This is a genomic window from Achromobacter sp. Root170 (assembly GCF_001428165.1).
Taxonomy (GTDB): Bacteria; Pseudomonadota; Gammaproteobacteria; order Burkholderiales; family Burkholderiaceae_B; genus Achromobacter; species Achromobacter mucicolens.
In genome coordinates this window covers 476,330-503,093 of the sequence record NZ_LMHN01000016.1, presented here as the reverse complement: position 1 = coordinate 503,093, position 26,764 = coordinate 476,330, and the positions used below count along the sequence as shown (strand labels likewise).

The 26,764-nt window shown below is 65.2% G+C and carries 28 protein-coding genes; 12 read left to right on the top strand and 16 right to left on the bottom strand.

Annotated features, from left to right (window positions below; all coding sequences use genetic code 11):
* The gene (locus ASD87_RS20285) at positions 1-795 is read left to right on the top strand and encodes an OmpA family protein (protein ID WP_056325693.1); all 795 of its coding nucleotides are present in this window, start codon (positions 1-3) and stop codon (positions 793-795) included.
* A 23-nt stretch (positions 796-818) separates the two neighbouring features.
* On the opposite strand, the gene tssA is transcribed toward ASD87_RS20285, so the two are convergent.
* A complete protein-coding gene (gene tssA, locus ASD87_RS20280) occupies positions 819-1,964 on the bottom strand; it encodes a type VI secretion system protein TssA (RefSeq protein ID WP_056325690.1) in 1,146 nt (381 codons plus the stop codon).
* Between the two features lie 131 nt (positions 1,965-2,095).
* On the opposite strand from tssA, the gene ASD87_RS20275 reads away from it, so the two are divergent.
* Both ASD87_RS20275 and ASD87_RS20270 read left to right on the top strand, forming a co-directional pair.
* Positions 2,096-2,350, top strand: a complete 255-nt coding sequence (locus ASD87_RS20275) for a hypothetical protein (RefSeq protein WP_056325688.1) — start codon at positions 2,096-2,098, stop codon at positions 2,348-2,350.
* A gap of 18 nt (positions 2,351-2,368) precedes the next feature.
* On the top strand, positions 2,369-2,638 hold the full coding sequence (locus tag ASD87_RS20270; protein ID WP_056325685.1) for a PAAR domain-containing protein: 270 nt from the start codon (positions 2,369-2,371) through the stop codon (positions 2,636-2,638).
* A gap of 16 nt (positions 2,639-2,654) precedes the next feature.
* Here the strand turns inward: ASD87_RS20270 and ASD87_RS20265 are convergent, their stop codons facing one another.
* The 12 genes from ASD87_RS20265 to ASD87_RS20210 all read right to left on the bottom strand — a co-directional run bounded on the left by ASD87_RS20265 (position 2,655) and on the right by ASD87_RS20210 (position 12,746).
* On the bottom strand, positions 2,655-3,173 hold the full coding sequence (locus ASD87_RS20265; RefSeq protein WP_056325683.1) for a lipocalin family protein: 519 nt from the start codon (positions 3,171-3,173) through the stop codon (positions 2,655-2,657).
* 12 nt (positions 3,174-3,185) lie between these two features.
* Positions 3,186-4,268 carry a cyclopropane-fatty-acyl-phospholipid synthase family protein gene (locus tag ASD87_RS20260; protein ID WP_056325681.1) on the bottom strand — a complete coding sequence of 361 codons (1,083 nt, stop codon included), beginning with the start codon at positions 4,266-4,268 and terminating at the stop codon, positions 3,186-3,188.
* An 11-nt stretch (positions 4,269-4,279) separates the two neighbouring features.
* A complete protein-coding gene (locus ASD87_RS20255) occupies positions 4,280-5,047 on the bottom strand; it encodes a DUF1295 domain-containing protein (RefSeq protein WP_056325999.1) in 768 nt (255 codons plus the stop codon).
* A complete protein-coding gene (locus ASD87_RS20250; RefSeq protein WP_233461915.1) occupies positions 5,044-5,559 on the bottom strand; it encodes a DUF2878 domain-containing protein in 516 nt (171 codons plus the stop codon). Before ASD87_RS20250 ends, ASD87_RS20255 begins: the two co-directional genes overlap by 4 nt.
* The gene (locus ASD87_RS20245) at positions 5,556-6,830 is read right to left on the bottom strand and encodes a cyclopropane-fatty-acyl-phospholipid synthase family protein (RefSeq protein WP_056325676.1); all 1,275 of its coding nucleotides are present in this window, start codon (positions 6,828-6,830) and stop codon (positions 5,556-5,558) included. Before ASD87_RS20245 ends, ASD87_RS20250 begins: the two co-directional genes overlap by 4 nt.
* Positions 6,827-7,603: a DUF1365 domain-containing protein gene (locus ASD87_RS20240; RefSeq protein WP_056325674.1), complete on the bottom strand. Its 777-nt coding sequence runs from the start codon at positions 7,601-7,603 to the stop codon at positions 6,827-6,829. Before ASD87_RS20240 ends, ASD87_RS20245 begins: the two co-directional genes overlap by 4 nt.
* The gene (locus ASD87_RS20235; protein ID WP_056325672.1) at positions 7,600-8,865 is read right to left on the bottom strand and encodes an NAD(P)/FAD-dependent oxidoreductase; all 1,266 of its coding nucleotides are present in this window, start codon (positions 8,863-8,865) and stop codon (positions 7,600-7,602) included. The genes ASD87_RS20240 and ASD87_RS20235 overlap by 4 nt, the downstream gene beginning before the upstream one ends.
* Before the next feature lie 2 nt (positions 8,866-8,867).
* Positions 8,868-9,800, bottom strand: coding sequence for an acyl-CoA desaturase (locus tag ASD87_RS20230; protein WP_056325670.1), 933 nt, complete (start codon positions 9,798-9,800; stop codon positions 8,868-8,870).
* 118 nt (positions 9,801-9,918) lie between these two features.
* Entirely contained in the window at positions 9,919-10,251 is a 333-nt protein-coding gene (locus ASD87_RS27645; protein ID WP_056325666.1) for an alpha/beta hydrolase, read from the bottom strand.
* Between the two features lie 275 nt (positions 10,252-10,526).
* A complete protein-coding gene (locus tag ASD87_RS20220) occupies positions 10,527-11,198 on the bottom strand; it encodes an anti-sigma factor domain-containing protein (protein WP_056325664.1) in 672 nt (223 codons plus the stop codon).
* Entirely contained in the window at positions 11,195-11,740 is a 546-nt protein-coding gene (locus ASD87_RS20215) for an RNA polymerase sigma factor (protein WP_056325661.1), read from the bottom strand. The genes ASD87_RS20220 and ASD87_RS20215 overlap by 4 nt, the downstream gene beginning before the upstream one ends.
* Positions 11,741-11,921: 181 nt before the next feature.
* Positions 11,922-12,746: a helix-turn-helix domain-containing protein gene (locus ASD87_RS20210; RefSeq protein ID WP_082586371.1), complete on the bottom strand. Its 825-nt coding sequence runs from the start codon at positions 12,744-12,746 to the stop codon at positions 11,922-11,924.
* 95 nt (positions 12,747-12,841) lie between these two features.
* On the opposite strand from ASD87_RS20210, the gene ASD87_RS20205 reads away from it, so the two are divergent.
* The 7 genes from ASD87_RS20205 to ASD87_RS20175 all read left to right on the top strand — a co-directional run bounded on the left by ASD87_RS20205 (position 12,842) and on the right by ASD87_RS20175 (position 19,069).
* Positions 12,842-14,080: an MFS transporter gene (locus ASD87_RS20205; RefSeq protein WP_056325658.1), complete on the top strand. Its 1,239-nt coding sequence runs from the start codon at positions 12,842-12,844 to the stop codon at positions 14,078-14,080.
* A 118-nt stretch (positions 14,081-14,198) separates the two neighbouring features.
* On the top strand, positions 14,199-14,927 hold the full coding sequence (locus ASD87_RS20200; protein WP_056325656.1) for a type 1 glutamine amidotransferase: 729 nt from the start codon (positions 14,199-14,201) through the stop codon (positions 14,925-14,927).
* Positions 14,928-14,956: 29 nt separating this feature from the next.
* Positions 14,957-15,829 (top strand): LysR family transcriptional regulator, encoded by an 873-nt coding sequence (locus ASD87_RS20195; RefSeq protein ID WP_056325653.1) that lies wholly within the window; start codon positions 14,957-14,959, stop codon positions 15,827-15,829.
* 181 nt (positions 15,830-16,010) lie between these two features.
* Positions 16,011-16,952 carry a DUF3829 domain-containing protein gene (locus ASD87_RS20190; RefSeq protein ID WP_235512766.1) on the top strand — a complete coding sequence of 314 codons (942 nt, stop codon included), beginning with the start codon at positions 16,011-16,013 and terminating at the stop codon, positions 16,950-16,952.
* Between the two features lie 178 nt (positions 16,953-17,130).
* Positions 17,131-17,676 carry a DUF3455 domain-containing protein gene (locus ASD87_RS20185; protein WP_056325648.1) on the top strand — a complete coding sequence of 182 codons (546 nt, stop codon included), beginning with the start codon at positions 17,131-17,133 and terminating at the stop codon, positions 17,674-17,676.
* Positions 17,677-17,777: 101 nt separating this feature from the next.
* Positions 17,778-18,347 carry a sigma-70 family RNA polymerase sigma factor gene (locus tag ASD87_RS20180; RefSeq protein WP_056325645.1) on the top strand — a complete coding sequence of 190 codons (570 nt, stop codon included), beginning with the start codon at positions 17,778-17,780 and terminating at the stop codon, positions 18,345-18,347.
* Entirely contained in the window at positions 18,344-19,069 is a 726-nt protein-coding gene (locus ASD87_RS20175) for an anti-sigma factor domain-containing protein (RefSeq protein ID WP_056325643.1), read from the top strand. Before ASD87_RS20180 ends, ASD87_RS20175 begins: the two co-directional genes overlap by 4 nt.
* A gap of 10 nt (positions 19,070-19,079) precedes the next feature.
* Here ASD87_RS20175 and ASD87_RS20170 read toward each other — a convergent pair whose 3' ends face one another.
* A complete protein-coding gene (locus tag ASD87_RS20170) occupies positions 19,080-20,045 on the bottom strand; it encodes a tripartite tricarboxylate transporter substrate binding protein (protein WP_056325639.1) in 966 nt (321 codons plus the stop codon).
* Between the two features lie 52 nt (positions 20,046-20,097).
* Positions 20,098-21,609 (bottom strand): argininosuccinate lyase, encoded by a 1,512-nt coding sequence (gene argH / locus ASD87_RS20165; protein ID WP_082586370.1) that lies wholly within the window; start codon positions 21,607-21,609, stop codon positions 20,098-20,100.
* A gap of 146 nt (positions 21,610-21,755) precedes the next feature.
* Between argH and ASD87_RS20160 the strand changes: the two genes are divergently transcribed.
* Complete coding sequence (locus ASD87_RS20160) at positions 21,756-22,622, top strand: LysR family transcriptional regulator (protein WP_056325636.1); 867 nt, start codon at positions 21,756-21,758, stop codon at positions 22,620-22,622.
* A 15-nt stretch (positions 22,623-22,637) separates the two neighbouring features.
* Here the strand turns inward: ASD87_RS20160 and ASD87_RS20155 are convergent, their stop codons facing one another.
* Positions 22,638-24,239 carry a hypothetical protein gene (locus tag ASD87_RS20155; RefSeq protein ID WP_056325632.1) on the bottom strand — a complete coding sequence of 534 codons (1,602 nt, stop codon included), beginning with the start codon at positions 24,237-24,239 and terminating at the stop codon, positions 22,638-22,640.
* A gap of 32 nt (positions 24,240-24,271) precedes the next feature.
* On the opposite strand from ASD87_RS20155, the gene blaOXA reads away from it, so the two are divergent.
* The gene (blaOXA, locus tag ASD87_RS20150) at positions 24,272-25,186 is read left to right on the top strand and encodes a class D beta-lactamase (RefSeq protein ID WP_235512764.1); all 915 of its coding nucleotides are present in this window, start codon (positions 24,272-24,274) and stop codon (positions 25,184-25,186) included.
* Positions 25,187-26,764 lie beyond the last annotated feature (1,578 nt).

Sequence of the window (26,764 nt, the reverse complement as noted above, 5' to 3'; positions counted from 1 at the left end):
ATGCGTACGCTTACTCTGGTCCTGGCCGCCTCGCTGGCATTCTCGGCCCACGCCCAGGACGCCGCCACGGTCGTGCCCGCCAACGTCATTCCCCAACCCGGCCAGGTGGTGGCCAGCGGCGCGGTGCCCGACGAGGCCACCAAGGCCGATGTGCTGGCGCGGCTGCAAAAGGTCTATGGCGTGGGCAACGTCATCGACCGCATCGACGTCGGCGGCGTGGTGGCCCCCCCGAACTGGTCCCAACACGTGGGCAAGCTGCTGGACAGCCCGCTCAAGCAGATCAACCGCGGCCAGCTGGAAATCGACGGCACGCAGATCCGCCTGCGGGGCGAAGTCGACAACGAAGCCTCGCGCCAACAGATCGCCAGCAACTTTGCCACGTCGCTGAACCCGACGTACAAGATCGTCAACGGATTGCGCGTGTCGGCCGGCAAGGATGAGCAGGATGTGCTGGACAACCTGTTGACCAACCGCGTGGTGGAGTTTGAGACCGGCAGCACCCGCTTGACGACGCGCGGCCGCGAACTGCTGGATCGCGTGGCCGACACCGTGCCCAAGCTGCGCGCCGACAAGATTCAGATCATCGGCCACACCGACAGCTCCGGCAGCCGCAGCACCAACCTGGCGCTCAGCCAGGCGCGCGCGGACGCGGTTCGGGACTATCTGGTGGACAAGGGGTTGCCGGCGTCGCGCTTCGAAGCGATGGGCGCGGGCCCCGATCAGCCGGTGGCCACGAACGCCACGGCGGAAGGCCGCGCCAAGAACCGGCGTATCGAGTTCCGGGCGGCGCGGTAGTCAGGGGTGGCGGCGGGGGCCGCTCAGTTGCCGTCGCCCGCCTTCTTGATGCCCAGCAACTCTTCCAGGCCCGACAGCGTCTCGTCGTTCTTGACCACCGTGCGCAGCCACAGGTGCAACGACATCTCGCCCCAGCTTGCCGCCTTGTCGGCCAGGTAGGCCACCGGGCTGTGCGGCTCGGTGCGGCGGAAGAACTCGGCCACGTCCCGCAACTGCGCCAGCGCCTGTTCGCGGGTCTGGATGGGCCCGCGGGCGGTGGCGGGCGGTACGGCGTGCAGCGGCGCGGCGGCGCCCGGAGCGCCCGACGCAGCGGCGTCATCGAAGTGATCGGCGGCAGTCAATGTGGGCTCCACGCGAACAGGGGCGGCGGGCGCGGCCGGCGCCGTTGCGGCGGCAAGGTCCGTACGGACCAGAAGGCCCGCATCGCGCGCAAAACGGTGCACCAGTTCGGTCACGTTGCGCAGCGCCTCGCGCACCCGGGAGAACGCGGGGCTTTCGTCGCCCAGTTGCGCATCCAGGGTGCGTTCCAGTTGATCCAGGGCCTGCGCGCAGCCCTGCAGCTGCGCGTCCAGCTCCGAATAGAAAGACGGCGGCGTGTCGCGCCGCGCGGCATCGAAGCGGTCCAGCGTGAGCTTGCCGCGTGTCAGTTCGTGGGCGTTGTCGGGCGTGCGCTTGACCGCATTGGCCAATTGGCTTGCCGCCTCCCAGAGCACCGCGCCATAGCGGGCGCCGTCGGCTTGCGTCAGCGGGATCTCGCCGATCAGTTGCTGCGACCGCGACAACAGCCACGCCAGATTGCCCACGCGCTGCTGCACATCGCCATCTTCGGGCACCGGGTGCAGCCCGTCCCAATAGTTGCGGCACAGGCCGTCGATCAGCAGGTAACCATCGCGCAGCCCCGCGAAGCCGCGGGTCTTGGCCCAGGATTCGGCAAGCCACGATGCGATGCGGATGTCTTTGCTGCGGTCGCGCAGCACGGTGGTGCAGATGCGCGTCACCTCGGGCCAATCGGCCTCTTTCAGGTCGATGACCCAGTCGCCTTGGTCGAGCTGGGGGTCGTCATGCCGGCGGGCCTCGCGTATCGCGTCGAACTCGGGCGAGAACACCAGGTCCACGCCGCAAGGCGCGTCGCCGGGAATGGGTTGCAACAGGGCGTTGATGTCGGTCATAGGCGTCAGGGCTGTTGTAGGCGCAAATCATGCCACATCCGCTTACGTGTAACGTTCAAAGATGACACGTCCTATTACAAGGCGCATCACGATGCTTCGTTATGATTTGCCCTCATCCCCAAGGAGCATTCATGACGTCGAAGACCATTCGTATGTTGCCCGACGGACACTTCATCGCCGGCACGCCGCGCCGCGCGCCCGATGGAACGTACGTGGGCGGCGAAGGCCCCATCACCCGCGCGCCCGACGGCACCTATGTGGCCGGCAAGCCCCAACGCGCGCCCGACGGCAGCTACAAGGGCGGCGGCGGGCCGGTGCGCATGGCGCCGGACGGCACCTTCGTGGCCGGCCCCGCGCGGCTCGCGCCGGATGGCACGTATCTATAAACCTGACTCTCGCGCACCATGTCCCAACGTTCCGTCATCCGCAAGGGCGATAAAACTTCGCACGGCGGCGTCGTCGTCACCGGCGACGAAACCGTCGTGATCTTTGGCCAGCCGATGGCGCGGGTCGGCGACCGCGTCACCTGCCCCAAATGCGGCGACAACCACACCATCGTGGAAGGCGTGCAGAACGTCGGCTCCGACCGCCTGACCGCCCTGGAAGGCATGCGCACGTCCTGCGGCGCCACGCTCATCGCCAGCCAGAGTTTCTATCAGCTGGAATACGGTTGACCCCGCGCAGGACACCTTACCGGTCGCAACGCTGCGGCACCTTGCGCGGCGCTTCCGTATAGCCCAGCGCCGTCACCCTGCGCAGCAGGTCGGCGTACACCGCGTCGTCCAGGCACGGCACCCTGGCCATGATCCAGACGTAGTCGCGCTTGGAGCGGCCAATGATGGTGGTCTGGTATGACTCGTCCAGATAGGCGATCACGTACTCGGCCTTGATGGGCCAGATGAACTGCATGCCCCACACCGCGTTGCCGGTGCCGGGCCGCACCGTCGCCACGGGGTGCATGGTGTCGATGGGCGCATCGAAGCTGCCATCGCGATACCGGAAATCCGTCTGCACCCGGCCGTCGGGCAACAGCCGGTAGCTTTCCACGGCGTCATAGGCGTTGCGCTCGGGCCAGCTGGGAATGTGCGCGATCACATACCAGTCGCCCATGAAACGGTCCAGGTCCACTTGCGCCACCGGCGGCATGGGCGGCGGCGACGCGCAGCCGGCCAAGAGGGCCGTCACGCCGATACACAGGGTTCGCAACATGATCGTTTCTCCTCAGGGCCGCGTGTAGCGATAGTGCGCCACGCCCCATTGCTGTCCGTCGTCGTAGCCGAAGAGTTCGGCGCACGCCATCCAGAACATGCGCCAGCGCTGATGCCACAAGCCGGCCAAGGGTGCGCCGTAAGCCTGCGCCAACGCCGCCCGCGCCGGTTCCGCTCGGGCGTCCTGGTTAGCCAGCCAGTGATTGGCGGTGCGGGCGTAATGCGTGCCGTCGAGAAACCAGCGTTCCTCAAGCGTCAGGTCTTGCTGGAAATGCAGCAGCGTATGGGCCGACGGCATGATGCCGCCGGTGAAGAAGTGCCGCCCCATCCAGTTGCCGGCCCCGTCGGTCTCGAACGGATAGGCGCGCTCGCGGTGCGCAAAGATGTGCACGAAGAGCTTGCCGCCGGGCCGAAGCCACTGCGCGATGCGCGCCAACAGGTCCTGGTAGTTGCGCATGTGCTCGAACATTTCCACCGAGACGCATCGGTCGAAGGCGGCGCCGGGCAGTGACAGGACATTGACGTCGCAGGTCACCACGCGCACATGCGTCCAGCCGCGCGCGCGGCATTGCGCCTCGATATGCTGGCGTTGCGTGGCCGAGTTCGACACCGCGGTGATGCGCGCGTTGGGATACTGTTCGGCCATCCACAGCGTCAACGAGCCCCAGCCGCAACCCAGCTCCAGGATGTCCTGGCCATCGGCCAGCCCGGCGCGCTCGCCATACAGACGCAGCATCGCGTCTTCGGCCTGGTCCAGCGTTTCGCGGCCCGTCGGGTAATAGCAACTCGAATACTTCATGCGCGCGCCCAGGCACAGCTGGAAGAACGCAGTGGGCAACTCATAGTGCTGCGCGTTGGCGGCGTCGGTATGGATGGCCACGGCGCTGGCGCGCAGGCTGGCGATCAGCTGGCGGTCGCGTTCGGTCCAGGCCTCGATGCCGCCGGCGTATTCCTGCGCCAGGCGCTCGGCGCACAGGCGCCGCATGCCCAGGCGCAGGAGCGCATCGGGCAGCAGGCCTCGCTCGGCCAGGCCAAGCAGGCCTGGCGCCGGACGGTCGGAGGCCAAGGGAGAGTCGTTCAGAATGGCGGTCGTCATGGCATGCCTCGTCAGCGTTTCGGAAACCAGGGAAAGAACGCCGGTGTGCGGCGTTGATAGTCGCGATAGTCGTCGCCGCGCGTGCGCAGCGCCTGTTGCTCGGTGAACGGAATGCCGCTGATCCAGCGCAGGAACACAAACATCAGCACCGGTCCCAGCCACGACAGCCATGCCAGCGGCGACCCCCACGCCAGGGCGACGTAGCCGAACCAATGGCACCACTCGAAGAAGTAGTTCGGATGCCGCGAGTAGCGCCACAGGCCCCGCCTGCAAGTGTTGCCGCGATTCGCGGGGTTGTCGCGGAAGCGGTCGAGCTGGCGGTCGGCGATCACCTCGCCCGACAGCGCGGCCAGCCAGATCAGCAGCCCCAGCGCCACGGGCCAGCCCTGCGCGGGACTGGCGCCCACCGCCAGGAACGGCAGGCAGAACATCATCACCAGCCCGGCCTGGAACATGAAGAGGCCAAAGAATTTGCCCTGATGGCCGTCCCAATGTTCCCGCAGCGCGCGGTAGCGGCCGTCCTCGCCTTCGCGCACGCGGCGCCACAGGTGCCACGCCAGCCGCAGCGACCACACGCCCGCCATCACGGCCAGGGCCAGCCTTGCGGCACCGCTGCCCGCGCCGGTGGCCGCGATCAGCCAGGCCGAAGCGCCCATGCCCAGCGCCCACACCACGTCCACGATGCCCGCGTTGGCATGGCGGCGCTGCCAGCCCCAAGCCAGTGCCATGGCCGCGATCATCACGATCGCGATGGTGGACCACTGTTGCCAGATCGTCATGATGCCTCCCGGGTCCATCGCCGCGCCCCTGCCGTCAGCGCGGGCAATGCCAGCGCCCAGCCCGCCGCCAGCGCGGCGGTGGCGCGCCACGCGGGCGGTTCGAACTGCACCGATTGCCAGCCGCGGGCGGCGCCCCAATAGGCCAGCGGCGCGCCCACCGCGCCGAACACGCAGGCCATCCACGGCCGGGAACGCAGGTAGACGAGCGAGTGGTTCAGCGTCAGCGCAAAGGCGGCCCACAACGCCAGGATCCACAGTGGCGCGGGCCAGGCGTCGGCCGCGTAACGCGCCCATCCCAACGCGGACAGCGTGCCCTCCAGCACCAGGCCGCACAGCACGGCGGCGGCCGCCAGCCTGAAGTCGGCACGCGCCGTCGCCGAAACCGCCAGTTGCGCCGCGACGAACACCACGGCGGCAGCCACGCCCGGCCAGGCCAGACCGCGGCCCGCGCCGATGACGGCGCTGAACCAGACGAGCTGGTAGCCGATCAGGTTGGCCCAGAAGCGCATCATGCATCCTCCCGCAGCCAGCGCTCGCCCTCGGGGCGCGCCTGCGGATGCGTCAGCAGCAGGTGCGCGACGCCGATGGAGCGTTCGCGAAAACCGCCTTCGCAGTACGCCAGGTAGAACTCCCACAAGCGGCAGAAGCGCGCATCGAAACCTTGCGCCCGCACCTCGGGCTGCCGCGCCAGGAAGCGTTCGCGCCAGGCTTGCAGCGTGCGCGCGTACGACAGGCCGAAGTCCTCCAGGTGCACCAGCGCCAGGTCGCAGGCGCGGGTCTTGGCGCGCAGCATCGCCTCGATGGACGGAATGAAGCTGCCGGGAAAGATGTGGCGCTTGATGAAATCCACCGAGGCCAGCGCCTGCTCGTAGCGGTGGTCTTCGATGGTGATGGCCTGGATCAGCGCGCGGCCATGCGGACTGAGCAGGCTGGCGACCTTGGCGAAATACGCTTCCAGGAAATTCGCGCCGACAGCCTCGATCATTTCCACCGACACCACCTTGTCGTACTGGCCCTGCAGGTCGCGATAGTCCCGCAGCACGACGCTGACGCGGTCCTGCAGGCCGGCTGCCCGCACCCGCTCGACCGCCAGGTCATGCTGCTCGCGCGACAGTGTGGCGGTGGTGACATGGCAGCCGTAATGACGGGCGGCGTGGATGGCCAGGCCSCCCCAGCCGCTGCCAATCTCGACCACGCGGTCCGACGGCTGCAACGCCAGCTTGCGGCAGATCGTGTCCAGCTTGCGATGGGACGCCGCCTCCAGTGTGTCGTCGCCGTCGGCCCACAGTGCCGACGAATACATCAGGTCGCCGGAAAGAAACAGCGAGAAAAATGGATTGCCCAGGTCGTAATGCGCGGCGATGTTGCGGCGGCTGCCCTCGCGGGTGTTGGCATTGCGCGCATGCCAACGCCGCAACGCCCAGCCGGCCAGCCGCGCCAGTCCCGACTCCATGGCGTCCAGCGTGTCGCGGTTGCGCACCAGCAGCCGCACCAGCCCGACCAGGTCGTCGCAGCGCCACAGGCCATCGCCGTAGGCCTCGCCCGCGCCGACGCTGCCTTGCGCGGCCACCAGCCGGTAGAACCCCAGGTCGCTGACGGTCAGGCGCACCAGCGGCTCGCCGCGGCCCAGCTTGGCGCTGCCCAGGCAGTCCTCGATCAGCAGTTGACCGTGGTCCAGCGCCGCCAGGCTGGCGAACAGGCGCTGGCGCAACAGGCGGTCGAGCGCCGTGGCGGGGCGGCTGGCCGCGATCGAGGCATGTTCCGAGGACGTCATGGGTTTCATTGCGTTTCTCCGTTGGGCGTGCGGGGATGGTCGTAGACGGGATTGCGCTTGAGCCACAGGCGCAGCGCCTGCCAATGGATCGCGCCGACGACCTGCAGCGTCATCAGCGGATAGCGCCACAGCACGCGCGCCAGCGCCGCGCCGTCCAACGCGCGGCGCTGCAGGCTCAGGTGCGCGTCGAACTGCGTCACGCCTTCCCGGCTGACCTGCATATGCACACGCAGGTCGTCGGCGGGCAGGTTGAAGCGCCAGTCGTAGGCGCAGTCCATGGGCATGAAGGGCGACACATGAAAGCGCTTGTCAAAGCGCCAGGCCAGCGCGCTGCCCTCGCGCTCGGCGGCGGCGGCGGGCAGCACCACGCAATGGCGCTGCTTCCAAGGGGTATTGGTGATCTCCGCCACGATCGCCGCCAGCGTGCGGCCGTCGGCTTCAAAGCAGTAGTAAAAGCTCACGGGGTTGAAGACGTAGCCGGCATAGCGCGGATGCGCGAGCAGGCGGATGGGCCCGGCCGGCACGTCGCCCAACTGCGTGCGCAGGCGCTGCCGCACCGCCTGCGCCAGCGGCAGGCCCTCGGCGGCGTCAAGATAATCGGCCCGGCGCCACTGCGCCAGGTTGGGCCGCTCCACCGACCACAGCCAGCGGTCCTGGAACACCTGGCCGATCTCGTCCAGGTCCAGATAAAGCTGCGCCATGCGATAGCCGAAGCCGTGCGCATGCGGGTGGTGGCGCCGGTGGGTGACCCGGCCTTCGTAGACGGCGCTTTGCAGGTTCATGCCGCCTCCCGCGCCCAGCCCCCCGGCTGTTCCTGGATGCCGCGCACCACGTCCAGCGCGCTCGCCACCCCGTCTTCATGGAAGCCCCATCCCCAATAGGCGCCCGCATACCAGCTGCGCCGCTGTCCCGAGATCTCGGCGCGGCGCGCCTGCGCGGCCACCGATTCGTGGGTGTACACAGGGTGGTGATAACGCATGCGCGCCAGCACCGCCGCGGGATCGATCGCATCGCTGCGGTTCAGCGTCACGATGAAGGGCCGCGGCGACGTGATGCCCTGCAGCAGATTCATGCAGTAGCTGACCGAACAGGGCGCCTCGGGGTCGGCCGGCACGTAGGCGTTCCAGGCGGCCCACGCCTTGCGCTGGCGCGGCAAGAGGCGCGCGTCGGTGTGCAGCACCACGTCGTTGTCCTGGTAGGTGATGGCGCCCAGAACCTCGCGTTCCTGCGCCGTCGGGTCGGCCAGCAGCGCCAGCGCCTGGTCGCTGTGGCAGGCGAAGATCACTTCGTCGTGATGTTCCAGACCTTCGCGCGTTGCCACCTGCACGCCGCCCGGCAGACGCCTGACGGCGCGCACGGCGCAGTTCAGCCGCTCGCGCACCGTCCACCGCTGGCGCATCGCGTCGATATAGGATCGCGACCCGCCCTGGACCACGCGCCATTGCGGACGGCCGCTGATGCGCAGCATCTGGTGGTTGGCCATGAACCGCACCAGGTAGCGCGCCGGAAATTCCAGGATGCGCGAGGCCGGTGACGACCACAGCGCCGAGGCCATCGGAATCAGGTGATCGGTACGAAAGGCGTCGCCATAGCGGTGCTGCGCCAGGTATTCGCCCAGCGTGGGGTCTGGCTCCGGCGCACGCAACAGCGCGGGCGACTCCCGGTAAAAGCGCATCAGGTCGCGCACCATGCCCAGGAAGCGTGGAGATACCAGGTTGCGCCGCTGGCAGAACAGCGTGTCCAGCGACGTGGCGTTATAGGCCAGGTCATTGGCCTCCTTGTGCACCGAAAAGCTCATGGTGGTGGGCTGCGACGCCACGCCCAGCTCCGTCAGCAACGCCGTGAAATGCGGGTAATTGAGCGGGTTGTGGACGATGAATCCGCTATCGACCGCGTACTGTTGCCTGTCCTGTTCGACCGTGTGCGTATGCGTGTGCCCGCCCAGGTAGTCGTTGGCCTCGTACAGCGTGACCTCGTGATCGCGGCCCAGCTTCCAGGCGCAGACCAGTCCCGAGATGCCCGAACCGATGATGGCGATGCGCATGTTCACTCCTTGGCGGCGGCCAGCGCCCAGGCCGGTACGCCCTTCAAGTCCCAGATGAGGCCGGCGGCGGCCAGCAGGCGCAGGCCGTACCAGGTGATGTCGATCTCGCGGGCGCGAAAGCCCTGGCGGGCCGAGCCCGGATAAAAGTGATGGTTGTTGTGCCAGCCCTCGCCGAACGTCAGCAGTGCAAGCCAGGCGTTGTTGCGGCTGTCGTCGGCGGTGTCGTAGCGCCGCCTGCCGTAGCGGTGCGCCAGCGAGTTGATGGTGACGGTGGCGTGAAACAGCGCCACGGTGGAAATGAAAAAGCCCCACACCAGCATCTGCGGCCCGTCGGTGCCCAGGCCCGGCGCCACGCGCGCCAGCAGCGCGCCCAGCCCGTAGCACCCCAACGCCAGCGCCAGCGGCACCGCCGCGTCGAATCGGTCGAGCCAGCGCAGTTCGGGGTAGCCGCGCAGGTCGGGCACCCGTGCCATGTCGGTGGCGAAGGCGCGGCGGGTCAGGAACCAGCCCATGTGGCTCCACCAGAAGCCATGGCGGCGCGGCGAATGCAGGTCCTGGGCATCGTCGGCATGACGATGGTGATGACGATGATGGGCCGCCCACCACAACGGTCCGCGCTGCGCGCAGGACGCCCCCAGCACGGCGAAGACCAATTGCATGCCGCGCGAGGTGCGGAACGTGCGATGCGAGAAGTAGCGGTGGTAGAAGCCGGTCAGGGCGAACATGCGCACGGCATACAACGCCGCCGCAAGCGCCAGCGCGGCCGGGGACACGCCGGTCCACAGCACGCCCAGGCAGCCGGCGTGCAACAACGCGAAAGGCAAGGCGCGGGTCCAGTCGATGCGATCGGGGTCGCCGCCTGGCGCATCCTGCGCCTGCGTATCGACCCAGCGTCGTATCGAAGCGGTCCAGCCGGTAAGAACGGAGCGCATCATGCTGTCCTGTGTGAAACGTGTCGGGATATACGGGCGCGGCGCGGCATCGGATGCATAGGGGGAAACCCTTAATCGCAACGCACCGCGAGCGGCGAGGCTGCCGCCAGCGATCGCATGGTCACTCTCCTTCGGCAGATGGGCACGGACGGCTGACGAACGCGCTGACGTCGTCGAGCACGGGCGCACGCCAGCGCAGCGGCCGCGACAGCGCGCCCACCAGCAGCTTGTGACCCAGGTCGGGGTACTGCACCAGCTGCGCGCACGCCCCCGCCTCCTGCAAGGCGTCCGCCAGGCCGACGCTGTTGCGGCGCGGGTCGACCGTGGTGTCGGCGGCGCCCGTCAGCAGCAGGCCAGGTGGCGCGTCGCGGCTGACGTGATGGATGGGTTGGGAGTCGGCGGGCGTGTCCGGATAGCCCGCTGCGCCAGCCGCCGCCGTAGAAAAAAACCACAACGGGCGCCCCCGTGGCGTCCGTCGGCCGGTAGACGTCCAGGTGCTGACGCGGCAAGGTGCCGTAAGCCAGCCCCGCCGTGACGTCGCTGCCGTCCTCGGGCACCGCACCGCTGAGCAGCGTCAATGGCGAACAGGCGGCCAGCAGGCCCAGGGCCAGCGCGGCCACGGCCACGATGGCAAGCAGGCCACGCGGGCCAGCGGCAATCCAGGAAGACATGGGGCACTCCGCAACGGAACACCCCTCTATACGCGGGCAGGCCCGGTTTGGATGCAGCTCAGATCTTGAGCACGTCGCCCTTCATGATGACCGGTCCGGTGGGCTTGCCCGACGGCGAGCCGCCCGGCGGCTCCAGGGTGATGGCCAGGGTCTGCACCCCTTCCAGCCCTTGCGCGCGCGGCAGCGCCGTCTGGCCATCGGGCGCCACGACCCCGACGGATATCGGCGCCTGCCCCGGGGGAATCACCCAGAGCTCCAGCGCCTTGCCGTCGGCGCGCGAGGCCAGATCCTGCAAGGCATGCACGTGCAGGCCGCCGCGCTCGTCGGCGCGCACCACCAGCATCGCCTGCGCCTCGGGGCTTTGCAGCACCGCCATCAATTGGGTGCGCGCGGCGCGGTCGACCTGCATCGGGTAGACCACCACGCCGGCCACCAGCATGGCCGCCAGCGCGCCGCTAAGCACGCGCCAGAACGCCAGGCCCTGCCAGCCGCGGCTGCCGCCGGGCTTCAGGCGCGCTTCGATGGCGCGCCACACGCGGCGCGGGGGAACCCGCGGCGGCAGCGACCATAACAGCGGATAGATATCGTTTTCCCAGTCGCGCACCTGGCGGCGCAGGTTGGCGTCGGCGGCCATCAGGCCTTCGAAACGGCGGCGCGCGCCACCGCGCATGGCGCCGGCCACGTAGTCGGCGGCAAGCCGCTCGCGCAGTTGAGGATTGCTGTAGTTCATGACAGGCACCTCTTGAGCCGGTCCATGCCGCGCCGCACCCAGCTCTTGATCGTGCCCAGCGGCGCCTGGAGGCGCCGGGCGATCTCGCTGTGGCTGAGGTCGTCGAAAAAGGACAGCGCGATGGCGGTGCGTTGCTGCCCCTCGAGCTGTTTCAGGCAGTCCGCCAGGCGCTGGCCGTCCTGGTCGCGTTGCAGCCGCTCGAACGGGCCGGGCGCGTCATCGGCCCAGGCCTGCGTCAACGCGCCGTCGGCATCGGGGCGTTCCAGGTCTGGCCTGCGTAGCAGGTCGATGCAGCGGTTGCGCACGATGCGCGTCATCCAGGTCATGACTTGGCTCTGCTCCGAGGAATAGCGGGCGGCATTGCGCCAGATATTGATGAAGCTGTCCTGGAGGACTTCTTCCGCCCAGTCGCTTCGCCGCAATATACGTACGGCGAGCGCAAACAGATGCGGGGAGGTCTGACGATAGAGTTCCGCCAGCGCGGACTCCTGGCCGCGGGCGCACTCCTGTATCAAAGCCTGCAGACGTAGCGGGTCGGGCATGGCGGCTATCCGGGGTCACTGGCAATCAGGCCGCGCGGCGGAATACGGCGCTCGGGGGACGGATGTCTTGCAGCGGATGATACAGGCAAGTCCGGGGCGCGGGCGTGGTGGACACTGGCCCGCCGCGATCACGGAACCGGCACGGCCGATGGATTGCGCCGGAGAACACAATCCATCCGCCCTACATTCCGTGGCCGCTCTCGCGCTTGCACGGCGCCCGTGACCGCACATAGGCCATCGGGCTGCATTTCATTTCAGACCGGAACGCAAAGATGAACGAGGACGTGGAGCCATAGCCAAGTTCCAATGCGGTCCGCGTCACATCAAGACCATTTTCCAATAGCTCGATAGCTCTGAACAGCTTCAGCCGGCGACGCCAATCGCGCAACGTGAGACCGGTTTCCGCAAAGAACTTCCGGGCCAGTGTCCGGCCCGACATCCCCAGCTCCCGCCCCCAGTCGTCCGGGCTTCTGGGGTCGGCCGGCTGGTTGTACAAGGTCTCGCAAAGGGTCAGTAACGGGGGGCTTGTCGGCCATGCCAGGATCAATGAAATCGGGCTCGCACGACAGAGCTGGTCGAGCACCAGTCTGTAGATCCGGCCGAAATACCCATCCTCGTCCGATTTGCCTTGAAGCGTCGCCGCCTCGACGACAAGCGCCTTCAAAAGGGCGGATACGCCAAACACCGCCACGCCGCCCTCGGAAAGCGTCCCACCGGGGTGATCGGCAAGCCAAAGACTGCGATATTCGGCGCCAAGGAAGGACCCCACGCTATGCACAGTACCTGACGGAATCCACGCAGCCTGATTCGGAGAGATGGCGAAAGAATGCCCGTCAGCCGTCACCATGAGGACGCCGGATACCGCGTAGACCACCTGGTTCCATTCATGCGTATGCGCGGCGAAATAATTCCGCGCGCCGATGGACTGCACCCTCATGGTCATTGGCAAAGGCGGCAGGACATCTGGCGGCGCGGTAATCGCTTCCCACGGCACGAGCGCTTTCATATGTCGCCGATTCTATATAACTTGGCAGGCTGTCGATAGATCGCCTTCGTAACTCTGAGTTGTAATGCCACCTCAACGTAACGCCATTGACCATAATGACAAAAAATAGCGCCGCTTCCGCGCATGACCGCCCCGCTGTTCTGCCCGAGGGTGTTCAACAAGGCAACATCTGGCGACTGACCGCCGCCCAAGCCCTGGCGGGCGCGAATTCGGTGGTCGTCTATGCAACGGGCTCCATCGTCGGCAATACGCTTGCCCCGACGCCCATGCTCGCGACGCTGCCGATTTCCATCTTTGTGGTGGGCATGGCGACGTGCACGCTGCCTATGGGCGCCGTCGCCAGGCGCCACGGCAGGCGCGCGGCCTTTCTGCTGGGCACCGGCGCTGGCGTGCTCACCGGCCTGCTGGCGATGCTGGCGGTCATGATCGGAAGTTTCTGGCTGTTCAGCCTGGCCACGTTCTTCGGCGGTGTCTATGCTGCGGTCGTCCTGTCGTTCCGCTTCGCCGCCGCGGACGGCGTGGAGCCCAAGCGACGGGCGCGCGCGCTATCCCTGGTCATGGCGGGCGGCGTCGCGGCCGGGATCGTCGGGCCACAGCTCGTCAACGGCACGATGAACCTGTGGCCGCCGCACATGTTTGCCGCCACCTTTCTGGCGCAAGCGGCGGTTGCAGCAATTTCCGCGTTCATTCTTATCGGTGTCAGGTTGCCCGCCCCCACTGCCGCGGAGGTCGCAGGCGGGCGGCCGCTTTCCGAGATTGCGCTGCAGCCGCGTTTCATCGCCGCGGTGATCGCCGGCGCCGTCTCCTACATGCTCATGAACTTCCTCATGACGGCCGCACCGCTGGCAATGCACATCTGCGGCCACTCGCAGGAGTCCGCCAATCTGGGACTGCAGTGGCATGTCATTGCCATGTACGCGCCAAGCTTTTTCACCGGCAGACTGATATCGCGCTTTGGTGCGGGACGGGTCGCGACCATGGGCCTGATGTTGATTGGGTTCGCGGCCGCGGTGGGCCTGGGCGGTATCGATGTCGCGCACTTCTGGTGGTCACTGGTCCTGCTCGGCGTGGGATGGAACTTCGGGTTTCTGGGCGCGTCCGCGCTGGTGCTGGAATGCCATCGGCCCGAGGAGAGAACGCGTGTCCAGTCCCTGAACGACTTCATCGTCTTCGGCTTGATGGCGATCGGATCGTTCTCTTCCGGGGGCCTGCTGTCGGCGTTCGGTTGGAACACCGTGCTGTGGGTGTCATTCATTCCGCTGGCGCTGTCCGTCGCCGCCCTTGGCGTTGCCATGCGTAGAAAGCGCGCTGAAATGAGCCGAAGCGGGGCTTGAGCCATTCAGCGCGGCCTCCCGGGTATCAAGGCGTGCCGTTACTATCCTCCTTTTCGCCGGTCTGACCTGCAAGGGCTGCCGGCGTCTTGCGTCCAACCTCTACCCTTCGATCCCCCTTATGGCGCCACGCGTTGCAATCATCGAGACCATGGACGACACGCAGCTTGGGCTGCTGTTGAGCGCGCTGCAAAGCGCCCATGCCGAAATCACCTGGTTCCGCGCGCACCGCGATGGGCTGGGCGACATCTGTCTGGACGACTTCGATGCGTTGATCGTGCCGGGCGGCTGGCCAAGCGCGCGAGACGACGAACTCCATCCCTACCTGCCCAAACTGGCGGCGCTGATGCGCGAGTTCGGCGATGCCGGCAAATCCGTGCTGGGCATCTGCCTCGGGGCGCAGGTGCTGGCCCGCGCTTACGGGGCCGACAACCTGCTCGGGGTGGCCCGGGAGTTTTCCTGGACGCCGCTTACCGTGACGGAAGATGGGCGCAAGGACCCGTTGTTTGCCGAGTTGCAGCCGGGTTTCGTCAGCTTTCAATGGCATGTGGACACCTACACGCTGCCGGATTCCGCGGCGCTGCTTGCCGAGAGCCGCCTGGTCAAGAATCAATGCTTTCGCGTGGGCCGCGCCGCGTACGGCATGCAGTTTCACTTCGAAGCCAGCGGTGATGTGGTGCAGCGCTGGACCAGCAGCAACAAGGAACGCGTCGATCGCATCGCGCCCGGCTGGCTTGAATCCCAGGCCGATGCCGACCGCGCCCTGCACGCGGACGACGCCGATGCGGCGGGCGCGAGGATCGCACGCGCCTTCGTCCAGACGATTCAGCGTCCTGACAACCTGCGCTGATCCGGACCCCACAGCGACCAAGGGCCACCATGCGGCGAGAACTCCAGACTTTCATGGCCGTTGTGCGTTACGGCACATTCGCCAATGCGGCGGCTCACATCGGTCTGACGCAGTCCGCCGTCAGCGCGCAGATCCAGCGCCTGGAAGAAGAACTGGGCTATCCGCTCTTTGACCGCACGGGACGTTCGGCAAACCTCAATAGCAATGGCCGCGAAGCCTTGGCCATTGCCGAAGAGGTGATGTCCGTCTACGCCAAGTTCGGCAAGAACGTAAGCAGCCCCAAGACCGGCCTGATCCGGGTCGGCTCCATCGCGTCGGCGCAAACAACGTTTTTGACCGATGCCCTGACCGAGTTCTGGAGCATCAACCCCGGCTATCGCATCCGGCTGGTCCCGGGCCTGTCGCTGAACCTGCTGGGACAGGTCGACTCGGGCGAAGTGGACATTGCGGTGATGATCAAGCCCCCCTTCGCCCTGCCCGCCGACTTGCGCTGGCGCGTGCTGTTCAGCGAGCCGTTCGTGCTGCTGGCTCCCCGCAAGCACGGGCAGCGCGAGTGGCTCGATCTGCTGGAAAACGAGCCCTTCATTCGGTACGACCGCGGTTCGTTCGGCGGCAGACTCGTCGATCAGTTCCTGCGGCATTCGCGCATCACGCCCAAGGAAGCGATTGAACTGGATGAACTGCAGGCCATCGCGCAACTCGTGCGCAAGGGCGTGGGCGTTGCGCTGCTTCCGCTAAGCAAAGCGCTATCGCTGCCACGGGGAGTCGTCGTCAAGACATTGGGCGACGCCACCTTCTTTCGCGAGATCGGACTGGTTGAACGTCCTTCCGACATCCGCCAGCCCGTGGCCGCGCTGCTCGCGCAACGCATCGTGGAAGCGGCCGAACGATTCAGCCGCTGAAGGCGCAGGTGCATCTGCGCAGAGGTGGCGGAGTTGAATGGACGATGGCCAAACCCTGCAAACTCTTGTGACAGCTTTGAATGACTTTGTAGCCTGTTGGGAAAACGAAGGGAATATCATCCGTCCCCTTCACAATTACCCCCAACAGGAAACAAAGATGTTTATGCCGCGCCCCTTGCGCATGTCCGCAGTTCTGGTCTTCACGCTGGCGCTTGCCGCGTGCGGCGACGATAGCGCCAAACAGGAAGCCAAGGCGCCCGAGGCGGCCTCCGCTCAGGCAGAGATCATCAAGTACAACCTGTACGTGGATACCGCGAACAGCCTCTCCACGACGTTCGCGCAGGCGCTGGACCGCTACGAGACCCATGCCGTCCCGGCCCTCAAGAGCGGCAAGCCGCTCAAGGACTTTGTCATCAGCAACGACACGGCAATTCTGCGCACCAAGGAAAAACTCGACCGCGCGCTGGCGATGCCGACGCCCATCGCCGAGATCGACGCACCGGCCAAGGCGTTCTCGGACGCGCTGGGCAAGCTGGCGCCGCTGAGCACCGAACTGCAAAACTATTCGGCGGCCAAGACCTTCCTGTCGGACAACGGCGCGCTGGCCCGCGAGAAAAGCCCGGCCTATGTCGCCGCGCTGACGGAAGTCGCAAAAGCCGAAAACAATTTCTACCGCGGCATCTCGGTCAAGGACACCGCGAACACCAAGGAAGCCTTCGAAAAGGCCAAGAAAGACACGGTCGCCTACTACCGCGCCGGCATGGTGTATTACGGCAAGGCCACGATGGACAAGGCGTCGGGCGTGTTCGACGGCCAGGGGCTGGGCGCCGACCAGGAAGCGTTCAAGCAGCAGCTGGACAAGATGAACGAAATGGCGCTGGGCTTTGACAAGAAAACGCGCGAAGCCGACCCCAAGGGCTGCAGCGGCATGATGATGAACGTCAACAGCTTCCTCGCCTCCGGCCGCCAGATTCTTGAGCACACCAACAACGGCCGCTACAAGGAAGACGCCGCCCGCACCGGCGCGTTCAAGATGATGCGCCCCACGATCGAAACCGACGCCAACAGCCTGCGCCAGGATTTCAACAACCTGATTGCGGACTTGAATACCGGGCGCTGCTGATCGCTAGTCCGGGCGCAGGGTCCGCCGTGTTGGGCGATCCGGTCTTGATGGACGCCCAAGCCCGCCGAGAAAAATTTCAGCCGCCCTGCATCCAATAGCGTCTCCCGCGTGTAGTACCTGCAACGGCGCACATTCCGTGCGCCGTATCCGCAAATTCCTTTTGCGCAGGAGACCGCTCATGACGACTCGCCCCACCCCCGCCACCGGCCTTTTCACCGCCGCCCTGCTGGCTGCTTGCGGCATGCTGCAAGCCCCGGCCATGGCTGCCTCGCAAGACGCCCTGCCCGCCGCCGTCCAGGTGCCCGCCGGCCACAAAGTGGCCTGGGAAACCGTCGGCACCGGCGAAATTACCTATGAATGCCGCGCCAAGGCCGACGCCAAGGATCAGATGGAATGGGTGTTCGCCGGGCCGAAGGCAGTCCTGAAAGACCGCCAAGGCAAGCAGGTCGGCACCTATTACGGCCCGCCCGCCACCTGGGAGGCCGCGGACGGCTCCAAGCTGACCGGCACGCAGGTCGCCGTGGCGCCGGCCGGCGCGGGCAATTTGCCCTATCAACTGGTCAAGGCCAATCCCGCCATGGGCGCCGGCGCCATGACCGGCGTCGCTTATATCCAGCGCACGGCGCTCAAGGGCGGCGTGGCGCCTCAGAAGCCTTGCACCCAGGCCGGCCAACGCAGCCAGGTGTCGTACCAGGCCGACTACATCTTCTGGAAAGCGAACTGACGCCGGGCGGGCTGCGGCGGCGGGAGTCCGGTAACATGGCCCGGATCCGCCGCCGGGCTTGCCTGCCCGGTCCGTGCCCCTCACCCCCTGCCCCCGCGCGCATGCCAAACCGACCTGTTCCGGATTTCGATTACGAAGCAGCCCTCGAGCAGTGCGCCGCAGGGCGCCGCTCGGCGCTGGAAGCCCTGTACCGCCACGAAGGCCCGCGGCTGTTGGGCGTCGCCCAGCGCATCGTGCGTGACCGCGCCCGAGCTGAAGACATCGTGCACGATGCCTTCGTCAATATCTGGAACCGGGCCGGCAGCTTCGACGCTACGCGCGGCTCGGCCCGTGGCTGGCTTTACAGTGTGGCGCGCAACCTGGCGCTGAACGCCGTGCGAGACGGCCGCCATGAAACCGCCGTCGACGACGACACCGCCGCCGCGCTGGATGCGCGCGACGCGATCGACGCCTGGCACGACACACGCGAGGCCTTCGACTGGCGCGACAGCGCCGGCCGCATCGGCCCCTGCCTGGAACAACTGGAACCCGTGCGCCGCAACTGCGTGCTGCACGCCTACGTGGACGGCCTGTCGCACAGCGAAATCGCCCAGCGCCTGGGCGCGCCGCTGGGCACCGTCAAAGCCTGGATCAAACGCAGCCTGAAAGCGCTGAAGGAATGCCTGGCATGAGCGCCCCGACAGTCCCCCCCGAAAACCTGGACGAACTGGCCGGCGAGTACGTGCTTGGCACCTTGTCCGGCGCGCGCCGTCAGGAAGTCAACGCCCGCCTGCCGCACGATGCCGACCTGCGCGCCGCCGTCGACCGTTGGGAAGCGCGCCTGCTGCCGCTGACCGGCCTGACCGAACCGATCGAGCCCTCGCCCGGCCTGTGGCCACGCATCGCCAAAACGCTGGACCGCCAGCATGCGGCCCGGCAAGCCGGCCAGCCCGCGCGTCCAGGCTGGTGGGATAGCCTCTTCTTCTGGCGCGGCGCAGCCGCCAGCGGCCTTGCCGCCGCATTGGTCCTGGCCGGCACGCTGGCGCTACGGCCAGCGCAAACTCCAGGTCCCGTGCAGTACATGGTGGTGCTGGTAGCGCCACAATCGCAGACGCCAGGCTGGGTGGTGCAGGCCAGCGCGGGTCAGCGCGAGGTGCAACTGGTGCCGATCGCGGCCATGCAGGTGCCGGCCGATCGCGCGCTGGAATTCTGGACCAAGGCGGACGGCTGGGCCGGCCCGGTGTCGCTGGGCCTGATCAAACCCGGCGAGCCGGTGCGCATCCCCCTGGACAAGCTGCCCCCGCTGGAGGCGAACCAGTTGTTTGAACTGACGCTGGAACCGCCGAATGGCTCGCCCACCGGCAAGCCGACCGGTCCGATTCAGTTCATCGGCCGGGCGGTAAAGGTGATGTAGCCAAGGGGTCCTAGTCGATCTTGGCGCCAGAGTGCGCCACGATCGGCGCCCATTTGATCCGGGCCTCCTGGATCCGGCTGCCGAACTCAGCGGGCGTGGACGTAAGCGGCGTGGCGCCAATGTTCAGGATCTTTTCTATCGTCGCCGGCTCCTGCGAGATCTCGGTGATGGCCTTGGAGAGCGTCGCCAACGTCTGCGCCGGCAGGCCTTTGGGCGCGGCCACGCCGAACCACACTTCCACGTCATAGCCCGGCACGCCCGCCTCGGCCATGGTCGGCACGTCCGGCAGCAGCGGCGAGCGCTTGGCGCTGGTCACGGCCAACGCTCGCAGGCTGCCGGCCTTTACGTGCGGCAACGAGCCGGGCAGATTGTCAAACATCAACTGGATCTGATCGGCCAATAGATCCGCCATCGCGGGGCCGCTTCCTTTGTACGGCACATGCGTGAAAGACGTGCCCGTCATCGACTGGAACAACTCACCCGACAGATGGTTGGTCGTACCGTTGCCAGCCGAGCCCATGTTCAGACTGGCCGGCTTGCTCTTGGCATACGCCGCAAGCTCTTGCACTGTCTTGGCCTGCACCTTGGGATTGACGACCAGGATGTTGGGCACACTGGCAAATTGCGCGATCGGGGTGAAGTCCTTCTCCGGGTCGAACGGCAGCTTCTTGTAGAGGGAAGGATTGATTCCCAACGTGCCCTCGGTGGCGAACAACAGTGTGTACCCGTCGGCGGGCGCTTTGGCGACCAGGTCCGTGCCAATGTTGCCGCCCGCGCCCGGACGGTTGTCGGCCACCACTTGCTGGCCAAGCTTCTCCGACAGGCGCGCCGCCAGCACGCGGCCCAGGTTATCCGTGCTGCCGCCCACGGCAAACGGAATGATCAGCCGAATCGGCTTTGTCGGATAGGCATCCGCAATCGCAGCGGAAGAAAATGCCAGCGCCGAGGCGGCGGCAATCGTGATGGCAAGCTTCATGGTGGAACCCCTTGTGTAATAAGAATAGGAAAGCCGTGATTCCGACTCGGCCTTAGTCCAGCGGCGCCATCGCCAGCACCGCAATCTCTTTCTTCAACGTGGACCTTGCCGCGGCAATCGCCTCGCGCCGGGACGCCGCCAGGGACCGGGAGCCAGCCAACGCTCGGCGCAGGTCTTCAATGCGCTTCGACACTTGCGCAGGCGCGGGGCCGCCATAGGCGGAACGGGCCTGCACGCTCGCCTGCGGATCCAGACAACGTTGAACGGTTGCCGCATCAAGATGGATGTCGCGTCCCGTCTGTTCCGACGCCGCGGCGTTCACCATCTCGACGGTGATCTCATCGGCACACAGCTTGGCTTCAATGGCTTGGTACACCACGGCGCCCACCGCATGATGCGCTTCCCGGAACGACAGCCCCGATTCACGCACCAGCGCATCCGCCAGATCGGTCGCCGTGGAAAAGTCGGTCTTCGCTCTGCGCAGCATGGTCTGTTCGACGGGCTCTGCCGCGTCCAGCACCAGCCGGAAAAGCGCCAGGCAGCGAACGCACTCGTCGGCCGATTCCCAGAAGCTGCGCATGCTCTCCCTGTTGCCATCGCCGCTATGCGTGAAGTGCGTGCCCTTCACGGCGGTCATCGACGCGGTGAACAGGGCGATCAGGTGGCTGGTTTTACCTTTCAGATACTCGACCACCACCGGGTTCTTCTTCTGCGGCATGATGCTGGACGTGCCGGCCACGCGATCGGGAAAATTGATGAGCCCGAACTCAGGGGTCGCCCACACATAGAAATCCTGCGCGATTCTTCCCCAGGTCAACGAGGCGATGGTCATCGCCGACATCAGTTCCCAGGCAAAGTCCCGCGACGCCACCGCATCCAATGAGTTGTCGACGCAGCGGTCAAAGCCCAGCAGACGCGCGGTCTCTTCGCGCTGGATGGGAAACGTTGTTCCCGCCAGCGCACCAGCCCCCAACGGGCATGCGTCGATATGCGCCAACGCCTGTTCGATGCGGGCGGCATCGCGGGCGATGGCATCGGCCGCGGCGGCCAGGTAGTGGCCATAGGTGATGGGTTGCGCGGATTGCAGATGGGTGTAGCCGGGCATGACCACGCCGGCGTACTGCTCGGCGCGGGATATCGCCACTTCTCGCACGGCATTGAGCCCGTCAAGCACGTTCAAACCGGCGTCGCGCGCCCGCAACCGGTCATGCGTGGCAAGGATGTCATTGCGGCTGCGCGCCACATGCAGGCGGCCGCCCACTTCCGATCCCGCCAAGCCCATGAGGTGGGCTTCGTAATTGAAGTACGCATCCTCCCGCTGCGGGTCCAGCGGCACCGCAGCGGCGCCATCGCGCTCCATTCGCTGCAGCGCGCGGGCAAGACTGATGGCCGGCTCTCGCGGCATCAGGCCCGCGCGCAACAGCATCAGCAGATGCGCTTGATTGATATCCGACAGGTAGTCAAAGCCACTACCGAACTCGCGATTCAACCGCGGCAGATATATGTGGTCGCAGACTTCCTGCGCGGTGGCTTGCTGCAATCTGCGACTGACCTTCGATTCCATGATCTTCCTGCTCCTGTTGCCCGTGCAAGGCGCCCGATCCGATGTATGGCTGGAGTATGAAAATCGACCGGCATTACGTCAAATGACAGTATTCGGCTTACGCATGCAGTTTTGATATGCTGCGACTCACACAAGGGGATTCAACGATGAAGTTCAAACACATCGAGACGTTTCGCGTGGTGATGCTGACGCGTTCCATGACGCTGGCTGCGGGTGAACTCCACACCTCGCAATCCAATATCAGCCGGGTCATCGGGCAACTGGAAGCCGCTACCGGATTTCGATTATTTGAACGCCGGCCGGGCGGACTGATTCCCACGCCGGAAGCCGAAGCGTTCTACCGGGAAGTGCAACGCGCATTTCTTGGCATGGATGCGTTGTCCGATGCCGCTCGCCTGATTCGGCAAGTGGGTCCAGGAACGCTGCGCATCGGCGCCGTGCCTTCCATCGCCATGAGCGTCATGCCGGAAGTGATGCGCAAGTTCCGGCAACACTACCCCGACGTGCCGGTCTCGATTCACACGGGCGACTCGCCCACCGTCGCCAAGTGGACCGCAACGCGCTACTGCGACGTTGGCCTGGTCTCGTATCTGGCCGACACGCCCGGCGTCGCCGTCAATCTCTGGGCGGAGGATGAAGGGGTGTGCATCGTTCCCAATGGGCATCGATTGGCACGCAAGCGACGGGTAAATGCCGGAGACCTTGTTGATGAGCCGTTTGTCTCGCTTACCCAGGGCGACGGCACGCGCGCCGCGATCGATGCCGCATTTGTGCCCGATCGCCGCAAGCTCATCCTGGATACGCCCTACGCGGCCACGATCTGCCGCATGGTGGCGATGGGGCTTGGGGTAAGCGTGGTCAATCCGCTTGTGATGCGAACCTTGAAGATTCCCGGCGTCACCAGCTTGCCGTTTTCGCCGACGATCGTGTTCTCGCGCTATATCCTTGCCGCGCAGCAACAGGCCGAGTCAAGTTTGACGGCGGCATTTCTGGGGTGCCTGCGCGAGGAGTAATGCGAGGAACGCCAATCACGCCGGCTTCTTGCCGTTGCGCGAAGCCGTCGCATCCTTTGCGGCGATCTGCAGCGGCTCCGGCAGGGTCTTGAGGCTTTCCCTGAAAAAGCGTCGTTGGCCGGGACCCAACCCCTGGACGATGTGTGCCAGCCGCTCCACCGCCGCAAACACTTCACGACTCAGTCCCTTGCTGTGCGTGCGAAACCACACAAATTCAAGCAGCAGGTTGGCCACTTGATGAGCTCCGTAGAAAACCCGGCCCGCATCATTTTCCTCAAGCGTAAACGCCGCGACATTCGACCAGTCTGCGTAGCCCTTGGCACGAGAAAAGGCGGCTTCAAACGGCTTGACCGCCTCCAGCATTTTTTCTACCGGAAGGGGCGATTGCGATTGAAAGCGCTTCACGTCCCCGCTCCTGTCGTCGCAACCGCCACGCGCGATGCGCAGCACGAATACCGTATTCCAGGCAGAACTGCCGCCCACGCCGAAGCGGTCGCATATCCATTCCGACAGCCCCAGCCAGCGTAGCGAAGTTCCTTGTACCGAATGAACGTCCTGGTCGTTGATGACAGCAAGCAATCGCTGCTGCCAGAACAACCATAACGTCCATCCGATGTTTGCCGCCACATCCTGAGCCGCCTCGACAGAGTCCGCCTCGTAAGCGGCCTGCAGCGCTTCGGACAAGGCGCTAATCGCCTTCTCCGCCTCGTTCATTCTCATGACTCGATCCGCGCTTTTGTCTTCCAGAGCGCTGCCTTTGTGCAGCAGCGCACGCAGATTCAGATACTCAAATCGCACGCGGGGGTTATAGCGAATGACCGGCGCCAGAAACTGGTCTGCCGCCAGGCGGTCCAGCCCGGCATGGGATTGCCTGATATCCCCGCGCGCATAGCTATTCCAGGCTGTGGCAACCGACGCCATTGCCGACAAGGTCGGCATGGATGGACCAACGGCTTCCGACTGGAGAATCTTTCCCAGCCTGTTTAACGCGGCCTCGCTACGCCTTACGTTACCGTGACGACGCCATGCCAGACTCTCTTTCAGTATGGCCAACGCTCGCTGAAAGTCGTCCAGCGCCGTTCGGTCGGCGGCCCGATAACTCGCCGCCCAATTCATACCCGTTGTCGCCATGCCATCTCGTGCCAGCCGCATGGCCTGGGTCAGGTGATTCCAGTAATCCCCCTCCTGGGTCACGTATTGCAGCAGATCTGCGCGCGGGGGCACCTGCCCGCTCAATCCGAGAAAGTTCGCCACGAGGTCCAGGCTTGCCGGCGCCGCGCCATGACGGCACAGCACCCTATCTGCCTGCGCTTGCGTCATCCAGAAGGGTCCCTGGCTGCGCCGTGACGCATTGAGCAGCGCAGGCGGCAGGTCAATGGCGCTTCCCCACCCCACCTCCACGCCCCACGCTGCGAAATCCCGAAACGCGCGGGAAACAAACATGCGCAAGTTGGCGTTCCCCGGGTATCGGGCCTGCAATGACGACCCGAGCACAGCCCCCTCACCGGTCTGCTGCGCGTACCAGACCCTTAGCAGCAGCCAAACCGACTGATTCCGCGCAGGCTTGCCGTCCACAAGCAATGGACGGTCCAAATCGATTTGGATGTTCTGAGTCATGCCGCCATGTTACAGGCGTTACGGAACCTTGATTGGCGCTCATCAACCGCACGCATATTCTGGCGGCCGCATGCATCCCGCATGACAATCACGGAGATAACATGAATTCGAAATTTCGTCGGTTTGCCAAAGCCGCCTTGCCGCTGCTGATGACGTTGCTCGCGTCCGCCGGCGCGCACGCCGAATTACCGCAGGTCGATATCGGCGCGAGATTCCGTGAGGAACAAGTTGAGGGCACGTTCGTCCTGCTTGACGGACAGACCGGAGCATTTCAGCGCTACGACGAGGCCAGGGCCGATAAGCGGTATCTGCCCGCATCCACCTACAAGATTCCCAACTCGCTTATTGCGTTGGAAACAGGCGTCGCGAAAGGCAAGGACTTCGAAATCGAGTGGGACAGTAAGCGCAACCCTCGCCAGCCATGGTGGCCGGCAGCATGGGCGCAAAACCATACGCTTGAATCAGCGCTGCAGAACTCCGCCGTCTGGTATTACCAAGAAATCGCCCGGCGCATCGGCACCGAACGTATGCAGGCTTATGTCGACCGTTTCAACTACGGAAATCGAGACATCTCTGGTGGCATCGATCAATTCTGGCTAACCGGTGGGCTCAGAATCTCCGCGAACGAGCAGGTGGAATTCCTGCGCCGGTTCTATGTCAATCAATTCGGCCTGTCCGAGCGGACGGTGCAGATGACCAAAGACATCCTCGTCCTGGAAGAGAGTCCTGAATACCGTTTGAGCGGCAAGACGGGTTGGGCCGGACTTGGCGAACCTGGTGCGCAGCAGACGGGATGGCTGGTGGGCTACCTGGAGCGCGAGGGCAAGGTTTTCTATTTCGCGCTTAACGTGGACGTCAAGAAAAAACAGGATGCCGCTGCACGCATGAAGATCGTGCGCGCGGTGTTTGGGGATCTGGGGTTGATGGGCACTGTCGCTCCCAAGTGATCGGCGCAGTCCGCCGAATCTGAGAGGTCTGGCGTCTCCAGACAGCGAGCATCGGACACGGCTCACCAGTTTTCCCTTCAGAGGTGGCATCGAGTCCACCGGGCCGGATGCGGACGTTAATCAACGGCCGCAATCGGCCAGGAGCGGTCCTTGATCGCACCGCTTTACATACCGAGTTCCTAAGGTCTGTCCGTTCACTTAGCGATACATCGCCTGGCGGGAGGTGTTCGACAGCACAATCACCGCGCATGCTGCGCCGGTAAGTCTACCGACGTCCGTGCGAATGACTCGGCATATTTTGCCGTCTGCGGGATTTTCCATGCCTGTGCTCCTGGGCGTCGAAAGCACGGATTCGTACCACCGCCGCTGAATGTCCAGCAAGCCGCCGGCTCGCGAGCCTAGGCTGCACTTCAAACCAAATGTCTTCAATTTAACGGTTCGAGGTCCGGCAGACGGCATTCAATCGCGAGGAGTGCTGTCCCGTCCGGCAACCGGTAATTATTATCACCGAGCCATGTGACGGGCTCGCCGTCGCGTAAGCAGCAGTAGTAATTAGCCCAGGCCCCGTCGTGGTTCGGAGCAGCCCTGTAGCGACGTTGGATGATATACGTAATCCCGTTGGCGTCCACCGCTACTATCTCAGTGACGCGTTTGGTATGGTCTAGTGTCATGATGCGGCCTCTATCTGAGGGGTAGTGCTCACCTCGTGCGGTAAGAGCCTCTCCGCCCGTTGTGCTGACGTGGACGATCTCCGGCGCATGCCCGACGCACAGGCGAAGACGTCCAGAGCCGACTGCACTGGGTACACTTCAAGGTACGCACTTAACCGGCGTAGTGATAGTTGTCCGGCGTCCAAGGGTCATCAATCAGGGTGGTTGCTGTCTTGGGCACGACGGATCGAGCGTTGTGGTTTGACTGTAGCGCCGGAAGTGCGGCGCCCTTCGGTGAAAGATGTCTCTCGGCTATTTGATGCAGACTAGTGACGAGCTGATTGATAAAGGGGAAGGGCATTTAGGTTCCATGGTGTCTGCGGCAGACGAAGCCCGGCAGTATTTATAGCGATTCAATCTTGGGCATGTGCCACAGGTTGTTGTGGCCGACGCCCCCCTTCACAGTACGCTCGCCACCCCTGATAACCTAAGCCTGAATTGAAACAAACCAATCCCCCGTGAATCGCGAGCTTCACTCTTCCTTGAGCGCGCGCATGCGAAAACTTCTCCAGACGGCGACTCCTGGACCTTCCTGAGGACGTTGCATTACGTGCGACTGGCCGCGCTTCGCCATACCTCCCGTGCCGAAATCAAGTTAGTTGCCCCCTCGAAATCAGAAACCTTATCCGGAACGCTTTACCGGGTGCTTTCTACTCATATCGTCTTGTTGGCGATTCCGATAGAGTGTCGTTTCCAGGACCAGTACTTTTCGTGCGGGCGTCGGAAAGCTCGCTCTGACAGGTGAGGCGTTCAATGATCACAAGACGAGAGTTTCTAGGCTCCAGTGCACTTGTAGCGCTCACTGGCACGACGCTTGGTCCGAGCCGGGTTCGGGCACAGACAAGCGCGGATCGCCCCGGGTTCTTCG

What these genes read in the sequence shown, in the direction of transcription:
- ASD87_RS20210 (WP_082586371.1), bottom strand. Translation starts at nt 12,746, where the DNA reads ATGAAAGCGCTCGTGCCGTGGGAAGCGATTACCGCGCCGCCAGATGTC.
- ASD87_RS20240 (WP_056325674.1), bottom strand. Translation starts at nt 7,603, where the DNA reads ATGAACCTGCAAAGCGCCGTCTACGAAGGCCGGGTCACCCACCGGCGC.
- ASD87_RS20200 (WP_056325656.1), top strand. Translation starts at nt 14,199, where the DNA reads ATGGCGCCACGCGTTGCAATCATCGAGACCATGGACGACACGCAGCTT.
- ASD87_RS20190 (WP_235512766.1), top strand. Translation starts at nt 16,011, where the DNA reads ATGTCCGCAGTTCTGGTCTTCACGCTGGCGCTTGCCGCGTGCGGCGAC.
- ASD87_RS20285 (WP_056325693.1), top strand. Translation starts at nt 1, where the DNA reads ATGCGTACGCTTACTCTGGTCCTGGCCGCCTCGCTGGCATTCTCGGCC.
- ASD87_RS20180 (WP_056325645.1), top strand. Translation starts at nt 17,778, where the DNA reads ATGCCAAACCGACCTGTTCCGGATTTCGATTACGAAGCAGCCCTCGAG.
- ASD87_RS20220 (WP_056325664.1), bottom strand. Translation starts at nt 11,198, where the DNA reads ATGAACTACAGCAATCCTCAACTGCGCGAGCGGCTTGCCGCCGACTAC.
- argH (WP_082586370.1), bottom strand. Translation starts at nt 21,609, where the DNA reads ATGGAATCGAAGGTCAGTCGCAGATTGCAGCAAGCCACCGCGCAGGAA.
- ASD87_RS20250 (WP_233461915.1), bottom strand. Translation starts at nt 5,559, where the DNA reads ATGATGCGCTTCTGGGCCAACCTGATCGGCTACCAGCTCGTCTGGTTC.
- ASD87_RS20175 (WP_056325643.1), top strand. Translation starts at nt 18,344, where the DNA reads ATGAGCGCCCCGACAGTCCCCCCCGAAAACCTGGACGAACTGGCCGGC.
- ASD87_RS20230 (WP_056325670.1), bottom strand. Translation starts at nt 9,800, where the DNA reads ATGATGCGCTCCGTTCTTACCGGCTGGACCGCTTCGATACGACGCTGG.
- ASD87_RS20275 (WP_056325688.1), top strand. Translation starts at nt 2,096, where the DNA reads ATGACGTCGAAGACCATTCGTATGTTGCCCGACGGACACTTCATCGCC.
- ASD87_RS20155 (WP_056325632.1), bottom strand. Translation starts at nt 24,239, where the DNA reads ATGACTCAGAACATCCAAATCGATTTGGACCGTCCATTGCTTGTGGAC.
- ASD87_RS20235 (WP_056325672.1), bottom strand. Translation starts at nt 8,865, where the DNA reads ATGCGCATCGCCATCATCGGTTCGGGCATCTCGGGACTGGTCTGCGCC.
- ASD87_RS20255 (WP_056325999.1), bottom strand. Translation starts at nt 5,047, where the DNA reads ATGACGATCTGGCAACAGTGGTCCACCATCGCGATCGTGATGATCGCG.
- ASD87_RS20260 (WP_056325681.1), bottom strand. Translation starts at nt 4,268, where the DNA reads ATGACGACCGCCATTCTGAACGACTCTCCCTTGGCCTCCGACCGTCCG.
- ASD87_RS20185 (WP_056325648.1), top strand. Translation starts at nt 17,131, where the DNA reads ATGACGACTCGCCCCACCCCCGCCACCGGCCTTTTCACCGCCGCCCTG.
- ASD87_RS20205 (WP_056325658.1), top strand. Translation starts at nt 12,842, where the DNA reads ATGACAAAAAATAGCGCCGCTTCCGCGCATGACCGCCCCGCTGTTCTG.
- ASD87_RS20195 (WP_056325653.1), top strand. Translation starts at nt 14,957, where the DNA reads ATGCGGCGAGAACTCCAGACTTTCATGGCCGTTGTGCGTTACGGCACA.
- ASD87_RS20215 (WP_056325661.1), bottom strand. Translation starts at nt 11,740, where the DNA reads ATGCCCGACCCGCTACGTCTGCAGGCTTTGATACAGGAGTGCGCCCGC.
- tssA (WP_056325690.1), bottom strand. Translation starts at nt 1,964, where the DNA reads ATGACCGACATCAACGCCCTGTTGCAACCCATTCCCGGCGACGCGCCT.
- ASD87_RS20270 (WP_056325685.1), top strand. Translation starts at nt 2,369, where the DNA reads ATGTCCCAACGTTCCGTCATCCGCAAGGGCGATAAAACTTCGCACGGC.
- ASD87_RS20170 (WP_056325639.1), bottom strand. Translation starts at nt 20,045, where the DNA reads ATGAAGCTTGCCATCACGATTGCCGCCGCCTCGGCGCTGGCATTTTCT.
- ASD87_RS20160 (WP_056325636.1), top strand. Translation starts at nt 21,756, where the DNA reads ATGAAGTTCAAACACATCGAGACGTTTCGCGTGGTGATGCTGACGCGT.
- ASD87_RS20265 (WP_056325683.1), bottom strand. Translation starts at nt 3,173, where the DNA reads ATGTTGCGAACCCTGTGTATCGGCGTGACGGCCCTCTTGGCCGGCTGC.